Below are 20,675 nucleotides of genomic sequence, written 5' to 3'. Positions count from 1 at the left end.
ACCGTCTCGTTCTCCGGGAAGCAACGGGAGGCGTCATGGAACGACGTAGGTTCATCGGCACGACGGCGGCCACGCTGGCCGCGGCCACGGTCGCGGGCTGCAGCGGCGGCGACGCGCGGGGAAGCGGCGCCGGCACCGCATCGCGCAGTACCGGCACCGGCACCGCGAGCAGCGGCGGAACGCCCCTGCGGACGGCGAGTGCCGCCGCCTCCTCCCCGGCCACGCTCAAGGCCCTGGCCCGCGACCTGGACGGCACGCTCGTGCGGCCCGGCGAGACGAAGTGGGCGGCGGCGCGCCAGCTCTACAACACCCGCTTCGACGACCTGAAGCCCACCGCCGTCGCGTACGTCGCGCACCCGGACGACATCCGCACGGCCCTCGCGTACGCCCGCTCCCACCGCACCCCGGTCTCGATCCGCAACGGCGGCCATTCGTACGCGGGTTGGTCATCCGGCAACGGCCGGCTGATCATCGACGTGTCGAAGCTGAACAAGATACGCACGAGCGGGAACAGCGCGACCATAGGCGGCGGCGCCAAGCTCATCGACGTCTACCGCTCGCTCGCCGCGAAGGGCGTGACGCTCCCCGCGGGCTCGTGTCCGACCGTCGGGATCTCCGGGCTCACCCTCGGCGGCGGCCACGGCGTGGTCTCCCGGGCGTACGGCCTGACCTGCGACAGCCTCACCTCGGCGACGCTGATCACGGCGGACGGCAAGCAGCTCACCGTCTCCAAGTCCGAGCACAAGGACCTGTTCTGGGCGCTGCGCGGCGCGGGCAACGGCAACTTCGGCGTCGTCACCGAGCTCGGCTACCGCACGCACGCCGCGCCGCAGGGCGTCTCCGCGTACATGACCTGGCCCTGGTCGAAGGCGGCCGCGGTCATCAAGGCGTGGCAGGAGTGGGGCCCCGACCAGCCGGACGAGATCTGGTCGTCCGCGCATCTGGCCAACACCCCGGGCGGCACGCCCACGGTCTCCGTCTCCTGCTTCTCGCTCGGCACGTACGGCGAGCTGCAGAACGCCGTCGACCGCCTGGCGGACCGGATCGGTGCCCCGGCCCGCAGCGTCTCCCTCAAGCGGCGTACGTACGAGGCGGCGATGGAGGTGTACGCGGGCTGCTCGTCCTTCGCGGCGGACGCCCAGTGCCACCTGCCGGGCGCGACGCCGGGCCGCACCCCGCAGGGCGCCCTCAACCGCGAGACGTACGCGGCCGCTTCGGACTTCTTCGACCGCTCGCTGTCGGCGGCGGGCATCCGCGCGCTGCTGTCGCAGATCGAGAACGTGACGGGCGCGAGCGCGGGCAGCATCGCGCTCACCGCGCTCGGCGGCGCGATCAACCGCGTCGACCCGACGGCGACGGCGTTCGTGCACCGCCGCTCGCGGATGCTGGCGCAGTACATCGCGTCGTGGCGCGCGGGCGCCTCCGGCACACCGGCCCAGGCGTGGCTGAAAAAGGCGCACGGGGCGATGGGGCGGTACGCGTCGGGTGCGGCGTACCAGAACTACACCGACGCCACCCTGACCAACTGGCGTACCGCGTACTACGGGGATGCCGCGCCGCGTCTGAAGCAGCTCAAGAAGCAGTACGACCCGAACCGCTTCTTCGACTTCCCGCAGGCGCTGTAGCCGCCGCGGGACCGCTGGGCCGAGCGGCGGACAGTCGCACCCGTTCGGCCCTGCCGACATGCCCTCGGGTGGCCCACTCCGCTGGACAGGAGTGCCCTGAGGCCATGACAGCACGCCGCAGCACCCCTCGAATAGCCGCCGCCACCACGACGGCGGGCGCGGCCCTCGCGCTCGCCCTGGCGGCCCCCGCGACGGCCCAGGACACCCGCAGCGCCCCGGAGGGCCGCACCGCGGCCGCCGCGGCGGAACACCCCGAGGCGGGCCCGCTGACGTTCGCCTCCGCGGGGGTGACCGGCGCGGCGGCGGGCGTGGGCGTCTGGCTGCTGCGCCGCCGCAAGCCCAGGGACACGGGCACGGACCACAACTGAGGCACTACGACTGCCGCCCCCACGACGAGCACCGCACGACCGGCACCACTCGACCGGCACACCGCACGATCAACACCTCACGCACCCCGCGACCGGCACCGCACAACCAATCGGTGGCCCTATGCGGCGAGATCCCGCTCGTCCGGGTCGGCGGTGGCACCCGACGACGTGCCGGGACCGCTCAGCGGCGCCGCGACGGGGGCGACTTTCCGGTCCCACACCAGCCATCCGGCGCGGGCGGACCGGCCGATCATCTTGGTGAGCGGCGTGAGCAGCGCCATCGCGAGCGGCGACAGGAGCAGGACGACGGCGGTGCCGAGCGCGAACCCGCCGACGACGTCCGTCGGGTAGTGCACGCCCATGAAGACCCGGCAGAAGCCCTCGACGGCGGCGAGCGCGAGGCCGACGAGGCCGAACTTCCGGTTGGCCACGAAGAGTCCGGCGCCGACGGCCATGGCGAGGGTGGCGTGGTCGCTGACGAAGGAGTAGTCGGTCTTGCCGTCGACCAGGAGCTCGACGCCCGGGTGGTCGCGGAAGGGGCGGGGCCGCTCGACGAAGCCGCGGATGGGGACGTTGACCAGGACGGCGATGCCGGCCGCGAGGGGCGCCCAGACGACGGCGGCGACCGAGGAGGCCGCGTCGTCGAGGGTGCCGCGCCTGCGCTGGCCCCACCAGCACCACACGACCAGGAGCACGAGGGCGATCAGCAGGCCGTACTCCCCGACGAACGCCATGGCGTCGTCGAACCAGGACGGGGAGTCCTTCGCCAGTCCGTTGATGTCGTAGAGCAGGCTGACATCGGGGTTCGACCCGGATTCATCGAGTCCAGCCATGGCGCAGCGGCCCCTTGTCTCCTAGCTCACGGGCGCACCTTTCTGTGCGCCCTGTCCATCAACCCCCGTGGTCGGTCCAGTCAAGGGAACGCCCTGTCCCCCGTCATACGTTCCACCCTCCACCGAAAGATCACTCAGACGTTATCGAAGAGAGATACATCGCCGCAGCTCAGGGGGAGGGTTTTAACGGAGAGTTCAAGCCACCTCACACCTCGCGTCCACCCTTTCACGCCACCGCGCGCGACCCCTCAGACCGCTGACGGCTTGGGCGGCGCGGCTTTGGCACCGTCCGCCGTGACACGAGTCGCGCCAAAATAATCCGGGGTGTCGACGGGGTCGAAGCGGATCACGGCGCCGGTCCGGGGCGCGTCGATCATGTAGCCCCCGCCGACGTAGATCCCGACGTGCCGGATGGTCCGCGAGTTGGTCAGGTCGTCCGAGAAGAAGACCAGGTCGCCGGGGAGCAGCTCGTCCCTCTTGGGGTGCGGCCCCGCGTTGTACTGGTCGTTGGCGACGCGCGGCAGGGTGATGCCGACGGAGCGGTACGCGGCCAGGGTGAGGCCGGAACAGTCGAAGCGGCCGTTCTGCGCGGCGGTGCCGTTGCCGCCCCACAGGTACTCGGTGCCGAGCTTCTTCTGCGCGTAGTAGATGGCACCGGCCGCCTGCCGCGAGGGCTCCACCCGGCCGACGGGCCGCGCGAAGCTCTTGGAGAGGTTGGTGATGGTCTGCACGTAGTTCTGCGTCTCGCGGTACGGCGGGACGCCGCCGTACTTGATGACGGCGTACGCGCCCGCGTTGTACGCGGCGAGCATGTTCTTCGTCGGGTTGCCGGGCGCGTCCTTCACGTACCCGGCGAGCTTGCAGTCGTACGAGGCGGCGGACGGGATGGCGTCCTCGGGGTCCCAGATGTCCCGGTCGCCGTCCCCGTCGCCGTCGACGCCGTGCGCGGCCCAGGTGCCCGGGATGAACTGCGCTATCCCCAACGCCTTGGCCGGGCTCTTCGCGCGCGGGTTGAACCCGCTCTCCTGGTAGAGCTGGGCGGCGAGCAGCGCGGGGTTGATGGCCTTGCAGAGATTGCCCCACTTCTGCACGAGGGGCTGATAGGTGGCCGGCACGGCTCCCTTGGCCAGACCGACGGACCCGCCGCCGACCCCGTTCGAGAGATTGCCCGCGACCATGTACGTCCCGACGACGAGCAGCGCGATGAAGCTGAGGGCCCCGCCGATCCCGACGGACGCGACCAGCCACGCCTTACGCACCGTCAACCACCCCTCACCCGCCGGTAGTCCACCGGCGCTCAGTGTAGAGCCCGCAGCCGACAGCACCAGGGTCCCTCCCCCGAGAAACGATGGCCGATCGCAGGACGCCCCACGGCCCCCCACCCGCCCGACCGCCCGGAGGAGCCACGGACCACTCCCCCGGCCCGCACCCGCGACCGACGCCCCACCGGCCCGCACCCGCCGAACCGGCCGGAGGGGACGTGGGGGTATGTGCGCACGGAGCACCGAGGAAACAATGGCGCCTTTGTTCGTGCAGCGGGGCGCAGGGATAGCGAGTACGCACATACCCCCGCGGCCCCGCCCCACGACGAGACCCGAAGCGCAGACGGCCCCCACCGAGCGCCCCGCCCGCGGGGTACCCGAGTGACCCCTGTGACCAGTGAAACCCCCTGGTCACAGGGGTTCGCACGGCTCCCCGCCGCAGATTGACGCGCACTCAGCGATCCCCGATGGTGGGTGGATTCGCCGTCTTGCGACCGCAGCGTGCCGCCACGGGCGCGCGGCCGCGGCTGGGGGGAGCCGCCGATGGATGCCAGGGACGACCGCGCCGCGCACCAGGCGGGCGAACCGGAGGACCGCCGCCCGGAGGGGTTCGGCCCACCACCGGAACCCCAGCACCCACCCCGGACACCACCCCCGACCCGCCCCACATACACACCGGACACACCGTCAGCCAGTCCCCCCACCACAGCCTCAGCCACAGCCGCAGGCACAGGCACAGGCACCCCAGCACCCCCGCCACCACCTCTGCCCCCTTCACCCCCACCAGCCGCACCCCCAGACGGCCACCCACCCACGTACGCCCCGGACCCGAACCCCACCTCTCCCCTACGCCCCACCGCCGTCGCCCTCCTCAACCTCAGCGGGCTGGGGCTCGGCTACCTCCTCATCCGGCACTGGCTCCTCACCGCCCTCTGCTGCGCCGCCACCGCCACGCTGCTCGCCGTCGCCCTGCCCGCAGGCGTCGACCGCGCCCCGACCGCCCTGCTCGTCGGATACGCCGCCGTCCTGCTGCTGGCCGCCGCGCACGGCGCGTACCGCGCGCGCCGCGACCCCAGGCGCTGGCCGCTGCGGGCGCCCCTCGCCGTGGCGCTCGGCGTGGTCCTGCTGGCGGTGCCCGCCGGTGGCTCCTACGCGTACGAGGGCGCGCACGACGAGGCCGTCGAGCAGATGCTCCTGGACCGCCTCGACCGGGCCGACCGGATCGTCGCGGGCCTCGACGGGCAGCCGTTCGGGAATACGACGGAGCGTCAGTACCGGCAGGCCCTCGGCATCTACCGCGGCCTCGCCGAGGACCACGCCGGTTCCCGGGCCGCCGACCGCCTGCCGACCAGCCTCGACGCGTACTACACCTCGCTCGCCGCGCCCTACGCCGCCAAGAAGTACTGCGACGCGGTCGGCCCGCTCGAACACCTGCGGACCGTCCCCCGCACCCTGGGCCCGCGGGGCGAGGAACACCTCGGCAGGCTCGCCCGCTGGCCCGACGACCGCCTCGCCACCTCCCTGTACGAGTGCGGGACCGCCGCCCTCGGCCGGTCCGGCGCCGACGCCCCGCTCGGCGAACTCCTGAAGTCGTTCCCCGAGTCGGACCAGGCGGCGAAGGTCGGGCCCGCGCTGCGCGCCGCCGTCGACGCCCGTTCGGCGGCGCTCGGCGGCGCCGAGCCCTGCGCCGGGGTGGAGGAGCTGCGCGCCCTCGGGCGCACCGCCGCCGCGCTGCCCGGCGAGCGGGTCGACGCGCAGGCGCTGCGCGGCGCCACCGACAGCGCCGTGGAGCGCGGCGTCTACGCCTGCGGGGTGGACCAGTTCGAGGACGCCGACTTCACGAAGGCCGCCACGACCCTGAAGGGCTTCGTCAGGGACTACCCGGACAACGGCAGACGCGCCCGCGCCCGGGACATCGCCGTCGCCGCGGAGATCGCCGCGGAACGCCCCGGCGCGGGCCGCCGCCTGCCCCCGGCCCGCTCCTCCGGCGGCGGGACGGTCGATTTCGTCGTCGCCAACCTCGGCCCCGGCGACCTGGAGGTCCTCTACACCGGCCCCAGGACCGGCACCGTCAAGCTCAGGGCCTGCGCGTCGTGCCGGATCTACGCGACCAAGGCGCAGGGCGACGCGGCCTGCAAGGCGGGCGTCACGGCGTACCCGAGGACCACGCTGCGGCTGCCCGCGGGCGAGTACCACTTCCTCTACAAGCGGGCCACCGTGCGCAATCGAGCCGACGGTGCGAAGCTCAGCACCAGCTACCGCTACACCGACTGCTCCTTCGTGACTCGCGGCACCGCCGGGCTCGGCCTCACTTAACACCTGGTCAGAGGCACGCCGGACCGTCATTGCCCGGCGTCGTACCGCGTGATACACAGAGTCACCGGACCTGTCGTACGAGGAAACGTACGAAGTCAGCCAACGAATGGCGCCAAGGCGACATCCGCGGGCCCGATTGTCGGCGAGAATGAGCTGTCCTCTGCACCGAGGTGGGCAGAGGTGGCAGAACAACCCACTAGGGGCGGTGAGTTACACATGCTTATGGCAGCCGAAAAGGGCGACATCACCACCATCATCGGCGGGATCGCCCCCGACTGGGGTCCCTTCGGGAGCCTGGGCAACGAGGCACGCGTGATGATCGAGGTCGTGATGGCGATCGCCATCCTCCTCTGTCTCGGCATTGCGATCTGGGGCGCGGCGAAGCAACGCATCGGCGCGACGGCGCTGCGCGACACCTTCAGCGCGGAACAGGGCAAGGGCCTGATCATCGCGGGGCTGACCGGCGTCTTCATCATCGGCTCGCTCGGCACGCTGTTCACCATCGTGTACGGCATGGCGGTCTAGCCGGCGCGGGCCCCACCCCGCGCTCCAGCGAACACCGGGGAGTCCCCTCCCCGCGTCCCTCTCGTCCCCACGTCCCCCACGTCCCCTCCTCCTGTCCTCCCTCCCCCACCCGTCCGTCGTGCCCACCGGCTGAGGTTGCGTCTCCCTGATGTCGAGTCACCACACCGCGCCCGCGCGGGAACCAGCAGGGCTACCGTCGTACGTGGCGGTTCAGCGAGAGGTTGAGGGGGCGTACGCGTAATGAGTCTCGACGACGACCGGAACGACGGCCTCTTCGGCGGCTCGGGGGAGACCCGGACGCGGCTCCCCGAGGGGGAGGGCGGCGACGACGTCTACGGCGGCACGCGCAGATCCGGCCGCGGTGGCCGGTCCTCCTCGCGCAGCCTGGTGACGGTGGTCGGCGTCGTGGTCCTGCTGATCGCGGCGATCGCCTTCGCCAACCGGGGCGGGGACGAGGGCTCCGGCGGGGGCGGCGACGACAAGAAGACGACGACGTCCCCGACGGCGGCGTCCGGCACGAAGCCGGTGGGCGGCAAGAACGGGGGGATCCCCTCGGGGTTCGCCCATGATGCGCAGGGGGCGCAGAGCGCGGCGTCCAATTACGCGGTGTCGCTGGTCTCTGCCGACATCCTCAAGCCCGACCGCAGGACCGAGATCGTCAGACAGCTCTTCGTCGCCGACAAGGTGAGCGAGCTGGAGGGCAAGTTCGACAAGACGTACTCCAAGGACTTCCTGGAGAAGATCGGTCTGGACGAGAAGGGGAACGCCGCTCCCGGGCAGACCTATGTCTCGCGCACCGTACCCGTGGGCACCAAGACCACGGCGTACTCGGACGGCGGCGCCAGCGTCGAGGTCTGGTGCACGGGTGCCTTCGGCACAGCAGGCCAGGACACGACGAACCCGGTCAGCAACGACTGGTTCACGCTGACCCTCAAACTTCGGTGGGCCGACGGGGACTGGAAGGTCGAGAGCTTCCAGTCGAAGGACGGTCCCGCTCCCGTGAACGGCGACAACAAGGTCTCCACGGCCGACGAGATCGCCAAGGCCGTGCAGGAGTACGGAGGGTTCACGTATGCCCGGTAACCGTCGCGCACTCAAGCTCGTCGCCGCTGCCTCCGCCGTGCAGGCGACGGCGGTCCTGCTGGCCTCGCGCGCCTACGCCGCGCCGGACCCCAAGGGAAACTGCGACCTCATTGTCGGCCCCGCCAAAAAATACTGCGAAAAAGGCGAAGGCGGCGGCCGCACCGGCGGGGACGGCAAATACCCCACCGACAACCCCCTCCCCGACTCCCTCGACCCCCTGAGCTCCCTGGCCAAGGGCTGCGCCGACGCCGCGTCCTGGACCGTCGACAAGCTCTCGGACGCCGTGAAGGACACCGCGAACGTCGACTTCACGAACCCCAAGTTCCTCCAGCAGTACGCCGTCGTCTTCGCCGCCTCGACCGTCCTGACGCTGCTCCTGTGGCTGATGGCCGTCGCCAAGCGGGCCGTCCGCGGCGTGCCGCTGACCACGGCGATCTCCGAGGCCATCGGGTTCCTGTGGCTCACCGTCCTCGCCTCCGCCTTCACCCCGCTGATCCTCTACACCGTCGTCTCGGCGACCGACGGCGTCACCGACGTCATCGCGAAGGCGACGGGCGGTCAGACGGACACGTTCTTCGGGACGTTCTCCGGCGCCCTGAAGAAGGGCGACGACATCGGCGGCGGCCCGATCATGCTGATCGTCGTCTCGCTCGTGTCGATCCTCGCCGCCGGCGTGCTCTGGCTGGAGCTCGTCATCAGGGCGGCGCTCCTGTACGTAGGAGCGCTCCTCGGCACCGTCGTCTACGCGGGCCTCGTCGACAAGAACCTGTGGGGCCACGTCCGCCGCTGGGCCGGGATCATGATCGCGGTGGTCCTGGTGAAACCGATCATCGTCATCGTGCTCGGCCTCGCCGGAGCGCTGTCCGCCGACGACGGCCCCGACTCCTTCTCGGCCGTCGTCTCCGGCCTCTCGATCATCCTGCTCGCCATCTTCGCGAGCGCCATGATCTACCGCTTCGTGCCCGGCTTCGGCGACGAGATCGCCGGCTCCCGCAACAACCGGATCATGCGCGGCGCCGAGAACAAGGCCGCCGCCGTGATCAGCTCCCCCGCCTCCCTCGTCTCCCAGGGCATCAAGACCCACAGCGCCCGGGGCAACGGCGGAGGCGGTGGCGGAGGCAGCAGCCAGCCGCGGCCCGCCAACCCCGCCAGCGGCGGTGTCGCCGCACACAGCAGCCGTCCCGCCGGGGGCGGCGGCTCGTCGAACGGCGGCGGATCTGTCCCCTCCGCCGCACCCCCGCCGCGCGGCAGCGCGACGAGCACACCGCACGCGGGCAACCGCGGCGGGTCCCGCAACAGCAGTACCAACAGCACGGGAGGTGAAGGGCGTTGACGACCCAGTCCCACGTGTCCCAGCCGGTCGCGCCCCGCCGCACATATCTGATCGGCCGCGCGCGGCCGAACGCGATCGTCGGCAAGAACCGCGAGACGGGCGAGATCGCCCTGATCATCGCGGGGGCGTTCCTCGGCATGATGTGCGGGCTCCTCGTCCCCGTCCTCTCCCTGCGCATCGTGCTGCTCACCGGCCTGCCGATGATCGCCATCGCGGCGGTGTACGTCCCGTACAAGGGCCGGACGTTCTACAAGTGGTTCGAGATCAACCGGAGTTACAAGCGCTCCCTGAAGCGCGGCACCGCCTACCGCTCCGCCGTGCCCGAGGCGGGCGTGCGGCTGGACGGCCGTGAGGTGGAGGTCGGCCCGCCGCCCGGCATCGGCCGCATCAGCTGGCTCGCCGCGCCCTTCGGCCCGGACGAGATCGCCGTGCTGCTGCACGCCGACCGGCGCACCGTCACCGCCGCCATCGAGATCGAGGGCCCCGGCGTGGGGCTGCGCGACTCGGAGGACCAGGAGGCGCTCGTCGACCGGTTCGGCACGCTCCTCAAGCACGTGGCGAACGGCGACGGCTTCGTGACCCGCCTGCAGATGCTCGCCCGTACGCTGCCCGCCGACCCGGACGCGCACGCCAAGGACGTCACCCAGCGCGGCGACGACCGGGCCCTGCCCTGGCTCCAGCAGTCCTACGACCAGCTGCAGTCGATGGTGTCGACCAGCAGCGAGCAGCACCGCGCCTACCTCGTGGCCTGCATGCACTACTCCCGCGACCTGGCCGCCGAGGCGCAGGCGATGGCCCGCGCGGCCCGTCCGCAGGGCGGCCGGAAGCTCGACAAGGACGCCGGTCTCGCCGTCGTCATGGCGCGCGAGCTCACCGACATCTGCTCGCGCCTGCAGGAGGCCGACATCCGGGTGCGCCAGCCGCTCGGCCAGGGCCGCCTCGCCTCGCTCGTGCACTCCATGTACGACCCGGACCACCCGATCGACCACATCCAGGCGATGACGAAGCGCAACGCCTGGCCGGCCGAGCTCGACGCCATGGAGGCCACCTACCTCCAGGCCAAGACCCGCGAGTCCTCCACCCGCGCCCCGTGGTGCCACGCGACGGCCTGGGTGAAGGAGTGGCCGATGACGCCCGTGGGCGTCAACTTCCTCGCGCCGCTGCTCGTGCACACCCCGGACGTGATCCGGACGGTGGCCGTGACGATGGACCTCGAACCCACCGAGGTCGCCATCGAGCGCATGCTGACCGAGAAGACGAACGACGAGGCGGAGGCCAGCCGCCAGGCCAAGATGAACCGCACGGTCGACCCCCGCGACATCGCCTCGCACTCCCGCCTCGACCAGCGCGGCGAGGACCTGGCGAGCGGCGCGGCGGGCGTGAACCTGGTCGGCTACATCACGGTCTCCTCCCGCTCCCCGGAGGCGCTCGCGCGCGACAAGCGCACCATCCGCGCCTCCGCCGGCAAGTCGTATCTGAAGCTGGAGTGGTGCGACCGCGAGCACCACAGGGCCTTCGTCAACACGCTGCCGTTCGCGACCGGCATCCGACGCTAGACGTAGAGGCAGGCTGCCACGATGCGGGATCCGCTGACCGTCCTCACGGACGCCTTCACCGCCTTCCTGTTCGGGAAGGTCGAGACGACCAGGCTGCCGGTGCGCACGTCGACGGGGCAGGCCCAGGCGGTCTACCTCCCGACGGCCGCGCCCGGCCTCGGCGACTCGGGCGTGATCATCGGCCGCGAGGTCTACTCCGGCAAGGGCTACATCTACGACCCCTTCCAGCTGTACGGGCAGCAGCTGCCGGCTCCGCACTGGCTGGTGCTCGGCGAGTCCGGCAACGGCAAGTCGGCCCTGGAGAAGACGTACGTCCTGCGGCAGCTGCGCTTCAAGGACCGCCAGGTGGTCGTCCTGGACGCGCAGGGCGAGGACGGCGTCGGCGAGTGGAACCTCATCGCCCAGGAGCTGGGGATAACTCCCATCCGCCTGGACCCGACGGCCGCCCTGGACATGGGCATCCGGCTCAACCCGCTCGACCCCGCGATCACGACGACGGGCCAGCTCGCGCTGCTCCGCACGATCATCGAGGTCGCGATGGGCCACGGCCTCGACGAGCGCTCGGGCTTCGCCCTGAAGGTCGCGCACGCGTACGTGAACGAGACGATCGTGGAGCGCCAGCCGGTCCTGACCGACATCGTCGAGCAGCTGCGCCACCCCGAGCCGGAGTCGGCCGAGGCGATGAACGTGGCCATAGACGACGTCCGGGCGTGGGGTCTGGACGTGGCGCTGGTCCTCGACCGGCTGGTCGACGGCGACCTGCGGGGCATGTTCGACGGCCCGACGACGGTCGGCATCGACCTCGACGCCCCGCTCATCGTCTTCGACCTCTCGCACATCGACCGCAACTCCATCGCGATGCCGATCCTGATGGCGATCGTGGGCGTGTGGCTGGAGCACACGTGGATCCGGCCCGACCGCAAGAAGCGCATCTTCCTGGTGGAGGAGGCGTGGCACATCATCAACTCCCCCTTCGTGGCGCAGTTGTTCCAGCGGCTGCTGAAGTTCGGCCGACGGCTCGGTCTGTCCTTCGTGGCGGTGGTGCACCACCTGAGCGACGTCGTGGACGGCGCGGCGGCCAAGGAGGCCGCGGCGATCCTGAAGATGGCGTCGACGCGGACCATCTACGCCCAGAAGGCGGACGAGGCGAGGGCGACGGGCCGGGTGCTCGGGCTGCCCCGGTGGGCGGTGGAGATCATCCCCACGCTCACGCCGGGCATCGCGGTCTGGGACGTCAACGGCAATGTGCAGGTGGTCAAGCATTTGATCACCGAGACGGAACGGCCGCTGGTCTTCACCGACCGCGCCATGACCGAGTCGTCGGCGGACCTGCCGGACGACGGACCGGCCGACGAGGCGCTGCGGGCGGCCGAGCTGGAGGCCGAGGAGCGGGCGGCGTACATGGAGCAGCATGCGGGATGAGTGGGAGCGGGGCCGGTCCGACGCGGGCCGTCCCCCGCACGGCCGGGGCGGCTCCGACCGGGGCGGCCGTCCCGAACGCGGTGTGCCGGACGGCCTGTTGGTGGGGTTCCTGGCCTTCCTGATCGGCGCGACGGTCCTCGTCTGGTCGGCGACGAACCTCGCGGGCCGCTTCGCGCACGGCGCGTGGCCGGAGAACGTGTCGTTCGGCCACACGCCCCCTGCGGTGCGCCACCTGGTGGGCAGCCCGCAGGACGTGGCGGGCGCGTGGCCCCGGACCCCGGCGGACCAGCTGTCGGGGTACGGGCTGTTCTGGGGCCTGTTCATCGGCCAGTTGCTGATCCTGACCGTGCTGACCGTCTTCGTGACGGGGACGGTCGCGCGGTGGCGTGCGGTGCGCAGACGGGCGCGCGCGGAGCGGTGGGAGAGCGGCTGGGACGAGTACGGCCGGGAGAAGCGCGGACCTGCCGGGGCGGGGCGGAGGGGCGCGGGCGAGAACGCCGTCGCGTCGGGCCCGGCACCGGGTGCGGGCACCCCGCCCACGGAGCACGTGCCCGCGCCGCCGAACGGCCGGAGCAGGCCCGGCGCTCCGGGCATGGAGCACACGGCACCGGTCCCGGCGCCCGGAGCGACCGGCGGCACGGGCGTGGAACACACGGCCCCCGCGGGCCGGGGCACCGACCACGCGGCCTCCGCGGGCCCGGGCGCCGAGCACCCGCACCCGTCCGGGCCGGACCCCGAACACACGGCCCCCGCGAGCCGAGGCGCCGGCCACGGATTCCCAGCCGCCCCGGGCGCCCCCGCAGCCCCAGGCACCGGACACGGATTCCCAGCCGACCACGGCACCCCCGCCAGCCCAGGTACCGGCCCCGGATTCCCAGCCGGCCACGGCACCCCCACGGGCCCGGACACAGGACACGGAATCCCCGCAGCCCCAGGCACCGGCCCCGGCCCCGTAATCCCCCTCGGCGCCCCGCCCCACTCCCCGCTCCCGGCGCCCCGCACCCCCCTGGTCCTGGGCAGCCCCACGACCCGCCGTCCGCTCGCCGTGCAGGCCGTCCAGGACGCCGAGGCCGCCGCCCTGGTCCTGACCTCCGACCCCACCCTGTGGGCCGAGACGAAGGACGCCCGCGCCAAGCTCGGCCCCGTCCTGCTCTACGACCCCTCCCACCTGTGCGACACCCCGGCCCGCCTGCACTGGTCCCCCACGTCCGGCTGCCAGGACCGGACGACGGCCGACCACCGTGCCGCCGCCCTCCTCGCGCCGATAAGGCCCACCGCGAAGCTGGACACCGCCGTGTCCGACACGGCCCGGATCCTGCTGCGCAGCTTCCTGCACGCCGCCGCGGTGGCGGACAAGCCGATGAAGCTCGTCCACCGCTGGTCGCAGGGCACCCAGGTCCAGGAGGCGGTACGCATCCTCCGTACGCACCCCAAGGCGTCGTCCGGCGCCGCGGGCGAGCTGGAGGCCGCCCTCACCGCGTATCCCGAACGCCGGGACATGGCACAGGAGTTGACGGCCCGCGCGCTGTCCGCGCTCTTCACGGTGCACGTCCGCGAATCCTGTACGCCGAACCGAACTGATGCGCTCTCGTTGGATTCCTTCGTCGCCGAAGGGGGCACGCTTTTTGTGGTGGGTGAGGCGATCGAGGATCCCAAGTCCCGCCAGGGCCCGGGTGCCATGCCACTGCTGACGGCACTCGCCTCCAGCGTGGTCGAGCACGGCCGGCGCATGGCCGAACGGTCATCCTCCGGTCGGCTCGACCCACCAATGACGCTCGTCCTGGACGACGTCGCCGCGGTGGCCCCGCTGCCCCAGCTGCCCGACCTCCTCGCCACCGGCGCGGACCGGGGCATGCCGACCCTGGCCCTGCTGCGCTCCCGCGAACAGGGCAGGGCGCGCTGGCCGGACAGCGAACTCCCCGCGCAGTGAGGCCCGTCGCCGCCGCTTCACCGGCCCGGACTCACCGCTTCCCGCCGTCCACGTCCAGCGTCGTGCCCGTCGTGAACGTGTTCTCCATCAGATAGGCCGCCGCGTGCGCGACCTCCGCCGCCGCGCCGGGACGCCCCACGGGCAGCCGCCCCGCGATCTCCTCGCGGTAGGCGCGGTGCCGCTCGGCGCTCATCAGATGCGCGTGCGTGTCGGTGGGGCCCGGCGCGAGCGCGTTGACCCGCAGCGGGGCGAGCTCCATGGCGAGGGACGTCACGGCGGCCTCGACGGCGCCGTTGACCGCGGCGAAGGCGAAGTAGCCCGGGTCGGCCTTGCGGTAGAGGTATCCGGAGACGAGCGTCACCGACCCGGTGTCCTTCGGCATGTACGGCAGCGCGGCGCGCAGGCACCGGTACTGCCCCCACCACTTGATCTCGAAGAACTGCCGCACCCGCTCCTCGGTGAGCTCGCCGAACGGCGCGATCACGTTGCCGGACGCGCAGGTGAGGAGGTGGTCGATGGTGCCGACCGACCCCATGACCTCCTCGACGGCGGCGCCGTCGGTGACGTCCAGCGCGCGGAACGCGGTCTCGGCGCCGGTCCGTTCGCGGATCCGCTCGGCGTGCGGGCGCACCACGTCCGCGCTGCGGTCGGTGAGGACGACGCGGGCGCCGCGCCGCGCGACGAGCTCGGCGGTGGCGAGCCCGATACCGCCGCCCGCCCCGGTGATGACGACGGTGCTGCCGGAGAGATCCACAAGGATCACACCCCTTCGATTCCCAAGTGATTCAGCTTCTCGGGTTCGAGTCTCACAGCTGCAAGCACCCTTGACCTTGGAAATCCCGGTGCATAATCGTGCGATGCACGATGACGCACAGGGCAACGCGCAGGCCCCCGCCACCGGCTGCCACTGCACCGACGGAGCCGGGACGCCCTGCGCCGACGGCCTCGCCCGCTACCGCGCCGCCGTCGTCAAGGGCTGCCTGCCCCGCGCGACGGCACCCCACTGCCTCGTCCGCCTGGGCCTGCTCACCCCGCCGCCGGACGACCCGGACGTCCTCGTCCCCGTGTCACCGCAGAGCGCCGAGTCGGAACTACTGCAGCCGGTACGGGAGTTGCTCGACGCCCAGCAGGACCGGCTGCGGTCGATCAGCTCGGGCTTCTCACCGGTCCACGCCATCTACCGGGCCGCCCGGCGCGAGTCCCAGGACTGGCTGACCGCCGTCGACGGCGCGGACGCCGTCCCCGTACTCCTGGACCAGGCCGTACGCGGCTGCCGCACCGAACTGCTCACGATGCGGCCCGCGGACGGGCCCGGACCCCGCACGGACCCGGCCCTCGTCCCGCCGGGCGTCACGCACCGGGCCCTGTACCCGCACGCGGCCCGCACCCACGCGGCGCGGTGGCGGGACGTCCAGGACGTCGAGCGGGCCGGCGGCCGCGTCCGCACCCTGCACCGCCCCACCGGCCACCTGCTCGTGTGCGACCGCACCACCGCGTACCTGGTCGGCCGGGGCGCCGTCGAGATCCGGCACCCGGCCGTCGTCGCGCACCTCGCCGCGGCCTTCGACGACGCGTGGGAACGGGCCGCACCCGTCGCCGGACCGGCCGCCGCCCGCACCCGTGAGCCGCTGATCGTCGACGAGGTCCGGCGCGAGGTCGCACGCCTGCTCGTGTCGGGCCTGACGGACGACGCCGTCGCCCGCCGCCTCGGGGTGTCCCGGCGCACCGTCGCCGCCCATGCGGCCGCGCTCTCCGCCGACCTGGGGTCGCGGTCCCGCGCCCAGCTCGGCTACCTGATCGCCCGCACCCGGCCCGACCTCGTCCCCTGAGACCCCGCCCCGCTACGGCCGCTTCAGCACCATCTCCAGCTCCCGCGCGGAGGGATCGCCCGGCACCGGCACGGTCGCGCCGCTGCCCTCGAACCCGAACCGCCGGTAGAACGCCTGGGCCCGCGGATTGTTCTCGTGCACGTACAGCCGCACCCGGTCGAGCCCGTCGCGGGACCACGCCCACGCGACGGCCGCCCCGAACAGCGCGTCCGTCGCCCCGCGCCCCCGGTGCGCGGGCCGCACGAAGACCCCCACCAGATGCGCCTGCCGCTGCTCGATCACCCCGCCGAAGGCGTCGTCCGCCCCGGCCTCCTCCACCAGCACCGTCACCGAGCCGACCCACGCGCCCCGCGGATCCTCCGCGACGAACTGCCGCACGACCGGCCCCCGCGCCGCGCCCTCCGCCCGCTCCCGCCAGAACGAGTCGGGCCGCGCCACGGCAGCCCCGTACGTCTCCAGGAAGGCCACCGGCGCCGCCGGATCCCGCAGCGCGGCCAGCCGTAGCTCCTTGACCTGCGCCCATTCGTCGGCGCGGACGGCACGCACCGTGTATTCGTGGTCCATGCCGCGATCCTAGATTCCACGATCCGGGGTCCGCCCCCGACTTTCCCCGCCCCCGCCCGGCGCCGCACCCCACCCCCGTCTCGGGGTCGCGGTCGTACCCGGGTACTACTCCCGGCGCCCACGTCCCGCCCCCGGTCGGACGATCCGCGCCGCCCCGCACGCCAGCATCGAAGACATGATCAGCGCATACGGACTGACCAAACGCTACGGCCACAAGACCGTCGTCGACGACCTCGGCTTCGAGGTCGCCCCGGGCGCCGTCACCGGCTTCCTCGGCCCCAACGGCGCGGGCAAGTCGACGACCCTGCGGATGCTCCTCGGCCTCGACGCCCCCACCCGCGGCCACGCCACCGTCGGGGGCCGCGCCTACGCGGCCCACCCGGCGCCCCTGCACGAGGTGGGCGCCCTCCTGGAGGCCCGCTCGGTCCACCCGGGCCGCTCCGCGTACCACCACCTCATGGCGCTCGCCCACACCCACTCCGTCCCGAAGAGCCGCGTCGACGCCGTCCTCGACCTGGCCGGCCTCCACGACGTCGCCCGCAGGCGCGTCAAGGGCTTCTCCCTCGGCATGGGCCAGCGCCTGGGCATCGCCGCCGCCCTGCTCGCCGACCCGGCCACGGTCATCCTCGACGAGCCGGTCAACGGCCTCGACCCCGAGGGCGTCCTGTGGATCCGCAACCTCCTCAAGTCCCTTGCCGCGGAGGGCCGTACGGTCCTCGTCTCCTCCCACCTCATGAGCGAGATGGCGCTGACCGCCGACCACCTGATCATCATCGGCCGCGGCAAGCTGCTCGCCGACACCACCGTCGAACGCTTCGTGCGCGAGTCGGGCACCGGCTCCGTCAAGGTCGTCACCCCCGAGGCCGGCCTGCTCACCGAGCTGCTCGCGGGCCCCGCCGTCCGGATCACCGCGGAGGCCCCCGGCGTCCTGGACGTACGCGGAACGGACGCCCGGCACATCGGGACCACCGCCGCCGCCCACGGCATCCCCCTCCACGAACTCACCCCCAACGCCGCCTCCCTGGAGCAGGCGTTCATGGACCTCACCCGGGACTCCGTCGAGTACGTCGCCTCCCCCGACGTCGCCGCCGCCCGCCGACCCGAAGGAGCCGCGGCATGAGCACCGCGCACCCCGCCCCCAGCACCACCGCCCCCGCACCCGTCACCGCGCCCGCACCGGGAGCCGCCCCCGCGTACCGGCTGAGCACCGCGGGCGTCGTCCGCTCCGAATGGCACAAGCTGTGGACGCTCCGCTCCACCTGGATCACCCTGTTCACCGCGTGCGCCCTGGTCATCTCCGTGGGCATCACCATGGGCGTCACCTACGACGGCGACGACGCCGAGGTGGACACCGTCGTCTTCACCCTCCTCGGCAACCAGCTCGCGCAGATCTGCCTCGCCGTGCTCGGCATCCTCGTCACCGCGGGCGAGTACTCGACGGGCATGATCCGGGCCTCCCTCGCGGCCGTCCCCACCCGGCTGCCCGTGCTCCTGTCCAAGGCGGGCATCTTCGCGGCGGTCGCCTTCACGGTGTCCCTCGCGACGAACGTCGGCACGTTCCTGCTCGCCCAGATCTGGCTCGCGGACAGCGACAAGGCCCTCGTCCTCACCGACCGGGGCGTCCTCGGCGCCCTGGCGAGCAGCGCGGCCTCCCTCACCCTGCTCAGCCTCATCGCGCTCGGCCTCGGCGCCCTGTTCCGCTCGGTACCCGGCGCCATCGGCGCGTTCGTCGGGGCCGTCCTGGTCCTCCCCGAGGTCCTGTCCATGCTGCCCTTCGCCGCCGTGGACACCGTCCTCGACCACTTCCCCGCCCAAGCCGCGAGCTCCCTCGGCTCGATCGCCCGGGTGGAGGACGCCCTCGCCCCGGGCACGGCCCTGCTCACCCTGACGCTGTGGGCCGCCGCGGTCATCGGCGGGGCGGCCCTCCTCCTCAAGCGCCGCGACGTATGAGCACGAACGTCACCACTGCGCGAACTCCTGTACGAGGATGAGGCCGTGACCGAGCCACACCCCCTCACCCAGCTCCTCCAGCGTGTGACGCAGCGGGTGCGCGCCTTCGACCGGCGCCGCCCGCTCGTCTGGGACCTGCTGGTCACCGTGTGCTGCGTGGCGGCCGCCCTCGTCGACGCGGCGGGCGGCTGGCGCAACGTCGCCCCCGACCCCGAAGTGCCGGTCTGGCTGGTCGTTCTGATGAGCGTGGGGCTCTCGGTCCCGGTGCTGTGGCGCCGCCGCCACCCCATGCCGGCCCTCACCGCCATGGTCGCGACCGGCCTGGTCAGCAGCTGGACCGGCGCCATGCTCCAAGCGTCGCTGATCCAGATGCTCGTCCTCTTCGGCATCGCGATGCGCCTGCCCCTCAGGACGCTCGGCCTGGCCGGTCTCCTGATGACGGCGCCGCTCGCCGTCGGCGCGATCCGCCATCCCAAAGGGAGTTGGGACCAGCAGATCGTCCCCAACCTGTGGGCGTACTCGCTCGTCGCCCTCTTCGGCATCGCGGTGCGCTCGCGCCAGGACTACACCGAGGCGCTCGTCGAGCGCGCCCGCCGCCTGGAGGTCGAACGCGACCAGCAGGCCCGTCTCGCCGCCGCCGCCGAACGCACCCGCATCGCCCGCGAGATGCACGACATCATCGGCCACAACCTGTCCGTCATCACCGGCCTCGCGGACGGCGGTTCGTACGCCGCCGCCAAGTCCCCCGAACGCGCCGCCCAGGCGCTCACCGCGATCGGCACCACCAGCCGCCAGGCCCTCGGCGAACTCCGCCGCCTCCTGGACGTCCTGCGCGACGACGCCCCCGCCCCGGCCGACCTCGCCCCGCAGCCCGCCCTCACCGACCTGGACCGGCTCATCGACGGGGTACGGGCCGCGGGCCTGCCGGTGCGCCACACCGTGCGGGGCCGCGCCGACGCGGTCCCCGCCGGCCGCCAGCTCACCGTCTACCGGGTGGTGCAGGAGGCCCTGACCAACACCCTCAAGCACGGCGGCCCGGACGCCACCGCCGCGGTGGACATCTACTGCGCCGCCGACGGCGTGACGGTGGAGGTCACGGACACGGGAGCGGGCGGCACGCACCCCGGCACCCGTCCCGGCCCGGGCGGCGGACGCGGGCTGAGCGGAATGCGCGAGCGAACTTCCCTGTACGGGGGCACACTTGCCGCGGGGCCCCGCCCCCACCCGCCGGGCGGCTGGCGGGTGCACCTCCACCTTCCCGAGGACGACGGAACCACGTGACGACCGTACTCATCGTCGATGACCAGCCCATGCAGCGCTTCGGCTTCCGCATGCTCCTGGAGAGCCAGGACGACATGACGGTGGCGGGCGAGGCCGGGAACGGCAGCGAGGCGGTCCGCCTCACCGGCGAACTCCGCCCGGATGTCGTCCTGATGGACATCCGCATGCCCGGCCTCGACGGCATCGAGGCCACCCGCCGCATCGTCGCGTCGGGCGCCCGCACCCGCGTCCTGATCCTCACGACGTTCGACCTCGACGCATACGCGTACGCGGGTCTGCGCGCGGGAGCCTCCGGGTTCCTCATCAAGGACGCCCTGCCCGAGGAACTCCTCGCCGGCATCCGCGCGGTCGCCTCGGGCGACGCGGTGGTGGCCCCGAGCCTGACCCGCCGTCTCCTCGACGCGTACGCCGACCACTTGCCGGCCCCCGGTGCGGCGCCCGCCGACCCGGCGGACCACCCGCGGCTCGCCCCGCTCACCCAGCGGGAGCGCGAGATCCTGACGGTCATGGGCCAGGGCTGGACGAACGCGGAGATCGCGGACCGGCTGCACCTCGCGGAATCCACGGTGAAGACGCACGTGGGCCGCATCCTCGCGAAGACGGGGGCGCGGGACCGGGTGCAGGCGGTGATCCTGGCCTACGACACGAAATTGGTGAGCCCGTCGTAGCACCGCGGCGCCCTGCGCGGAGACGGGGTTCCGATAAATGCCCCGGAACGCAGAAAACCCCCGCACCATAAGGTGCGGGGGTTTCCCGACTAAAAGGAGTTCGGCGGCGTCCTACTCTCCCACAGGGTCC

Annotated in this window: 18 protein-coding genes; 14 read left to right on the top strand and 4 right to left on the bottom strand. The window is 72.7% G+C overall.

Annotated elements, in window-relative coordinates; genetic code table 11:
• The first annotated feature begins 35 nt into the window (after positions 1–35).
• Both ACFYXE_RS21690 and ACFYXE_RS21685 read left to right on the top strand, forming a co-directional pair.
• Positions 36–1,625: an FAD-binding oxidoreductase gene (locus ACFYXE_RS21690; RefSeq protein ID WP_389314722.1), complete on the top strand. Its 1,590-nt coding sequence runs from the start codon at positions 36–38 to the stop codon at positions 1,623–1,625.
• 104 nt (positions 1,626–1,729) lie between these two features.
• Entirely contained in the window at positions 1,730–1,993 is a 264-nt protein-coding gene (locus ACFYXE_RS21685; protein ID WP_389314720.1) for a hypothetical protein, read from the top strand.
• 119 nt (positions 1,994–2,112) lie between these two features.
• Here the strand turns inward: ACFYXE_RS21685 and ACFYXE_RS21680 are convergent, their stop codons facing one another.
• Entirely contained in the window at positions 2,113–2,826 is a 714-nt protein-coding gene (locus ACFYXE_RS21680; protein WP_389314718.1) for a phosphatase PAP2 family protein, read from the bottom strand.
• Between the two features lie 248 nt (positions 2,827–3,074).
• Complete coding sequence (locus tag ACFYXE_RS21675) at positions 3,075–4,085, bottom strand: bifunctional lytic transglycosylase/C40 family peptidase (protein ID WP_361177467.1); 1,011 nt, start codon at positions 4,083–4,085, stop codon at positions 3,075–3,077.
• A gap of 546 nt (positions 4,086–4,631) precedes the next feature.
• Here ACFYXE_RS21675 and ACFYXE_RS21670 point away from each other — a divergent pair.
• The 7 genes from ACFYXE_RS21670 to ACFYXE_RS21640 all read left to right on the top strand — a co-directional run bounded on the left by ACFYXE_RS21670 (position 4,632) and on the right by ACFYXE_RS21640 (position 14,253).
• Positions 4,632–6,404 (top strand): hypothetical protein, encoded by a 1,773-nt coding sequence (locus ACFYXE_RS21670; protein WP_389314715.1) that lies wholly within the window; start codon positions 4,632–4,634, stop codon positions 6,402–6,404.
• Positions 6,405–6,620: 216 nt separating this feature from the next.
• Positions 6,621–6,929, top strand: coding sequence for a hypothetical protein (locus tag ACFYXE_RS21665; RefSeq protein WP_055570172.1), 309 nt, complete (start codon positions 6,621–6,623; stop codon positions 6,927–6,929).
• A 240-nt stretch (positions 6,930–7,169) separates the two neighbouring features.
• Positions 7,170–8,012, top strand: a complete 843-nt coding sequence (locus tag ACFYXE_RS21660) for a hypothetical protein (protein WP_389314713.1) — start codon at positions 7,170–7,172, stop codon at positions 8,010–8,012.
• Positions 8,002–9,345: a hypothetical protein gene (locus ACFYXE_RS21655; RefSeq protein WP_389314711.1), complete on the top strand. Its 1,344-nt coding sequence runs from the start codon at positions 8,002–8,004 to the stop codon at positions 9,343–9,345. Before ACFYXE_RS21660 ends, ACFYXE_RS21655 begins: the two co-directional genes overlap by 11 nt.
• The gene (locus ACFYXE_RS21650) at positions 9,342–10,901 is read left to right on the top strand and encodes an SCO6880 family protein (protein ID WP_361177451.1); all 1,560 of its coding nucleotides are present in this window, start codon (positions 9,342–9,344) and stop codon (positions 10,899–10,901) included. Before ACFYXE_RS21655 ends, ACFYXE_RS21650 begins: the two co-directional genes overlap by 4 nt.
• A gap of 21 nt (positions 10,902–10,922) precedes the next feature.
• Entirely contained in the window at positions 10,923–12,323 is a 1,401-nt protein-coding gene (locus ACFYXE_RS21645; protein WP_361177449.1) for an ATP-binding protein, read from the top strand.
• A complete protein-coding gene (locus tag ACFYXE_RS21640; protein WP_389314708.1) occupies positions 12,313–14,253 on the top strand; it encodes a TraM recognition domain-containing protein in 1,941 nt (646 codons plus the stop codon). The genes ACFYXE_RS21645 and ACFYXE_RS21640 overlap by 11 nt, the downstream gene beginning before the upstream one ends.
• Positions 14,254–14,284: 31 nt before the next feature.
• Here the strand turns inward: ACFYXE_RS21640 and ACFYXE_RS21635 are convergent, their stop codons facing one another.
• A complete protein-coding gene (locus ACFYXE_RS21635; protein WP_389314706.1) occupies positions 14,285–15,016 on the bottom strand; it encodes an SDR family NAD(P)-dependent oxidoreductase in 732 nt (243 codons plus the stop codon).
• A 94-nt stretch (positions 15,017–15,110) separates the two neighbouring features.
• Here ACFYXE_RS21635 and ACFYXE_RS21630 point away from each other — a divergent pair, with 94 nt between their 5' ends.
• The gene (locus tag ACFYXE_RS21630) at positions 15,111–16,082 is read left to right on the top strand and encodes a LuxR C-terminal-related transcriptional regulator (protein ID WP_389314704.1); all 972 of its coding nucleotides are present in this window, start codon (positions 15,111–15,113) and stop codon (positions 16,080–16,082) included.
• Positions 16,083–16,094: 12 nt separating this feature from the next.
• Here the strand turns inward: ACFYXE_RS21630 and ACFYXE_RS21625 are convergent, their stop codons facing one another.
• Entirely contained in the window at positions 16,095–16,646 is a 552-nt protein-coding gene (locus tag ACFYXE_RS21625) for a GNAT family N-acetyltransferase (RefSeq protein WP_361177445.1), read from the bottom strand.
• Positions 16,647–16,821: 175 nt separating this feature from the next.
• Here ACFYXE_RS21625 and ACFYXE_RS21620 point away from each other — a divergent pair, with 175 nt between their 5' ends.
• From ACFYXE_RS21620 to ACFYXE_RS21605, 4 genes are read left to right on the top strand one after another with little or no spacing between them, the layout of a single operon-like run.
• Entirely contained in the window at positions 16,822–17,766 is a 945-nt protein-coding gene (locus ACFYXE_RS21620; protein ID WP_389314701.1) for an ATP-binding cassette domain-containing protein, read from the top strand.
• Entirely contained in the window at positions 17,763–18,596 is an 834-nt protein-coding gene (locus ACFYXE_RS21615; protein ID WP_389314699.1) for an ABC transporter permease, read from the top strand. Before ACFYXE_RS21620 ends, ACFYXE_RS21615 begins: the two co-directional genes overlap by 4 nt.
• Positions 18,597–18,641: 45 nt before the next feature.
• Positions 18,642–19,877 (top strand): sensor histidine kinase, encoded by a 1,236-nt coding sequence (locus ACFYXE_RS21610; RefSeq protein WP_389314697.1) that lies wholly within the window; start codon positions 18,642–18,644, stop codon positions 19,875–19,877.
• Positions 19,874–20,545 carry a response regulator gene (locus ACFYXE_RS21605; protein WP_389314695.1) on the top strand — a complete coding sequence of 224 codons (672 nt, stop codon included), beginning with the start codon at positions 19,874–19,876 and terminating at the stop codon, positions 20,543–20,545. Before ACFYXE_RS21610 ends, ACFYXE_RS21605 begins: the two co-directional genes overlap by 4 nt.
• The last annotated feature ends 130 nt before the right edge of the window (positions 20,546–20,675 follow it).

It is taken from the genome of Streptomyces sp. NPDC002564 (genome assembly GCF_042889645.1).
GTDB lineage: Bacteria > Actinomycetota > Actinomycetes > Streptomycetales > Streptomycetaceae > Streptomyces.
The sequence above is the reverse complement of the archived record's forward strand: the minus strand, read 5'-3'. Positions and strand labels throughout refer to the sequence as shown.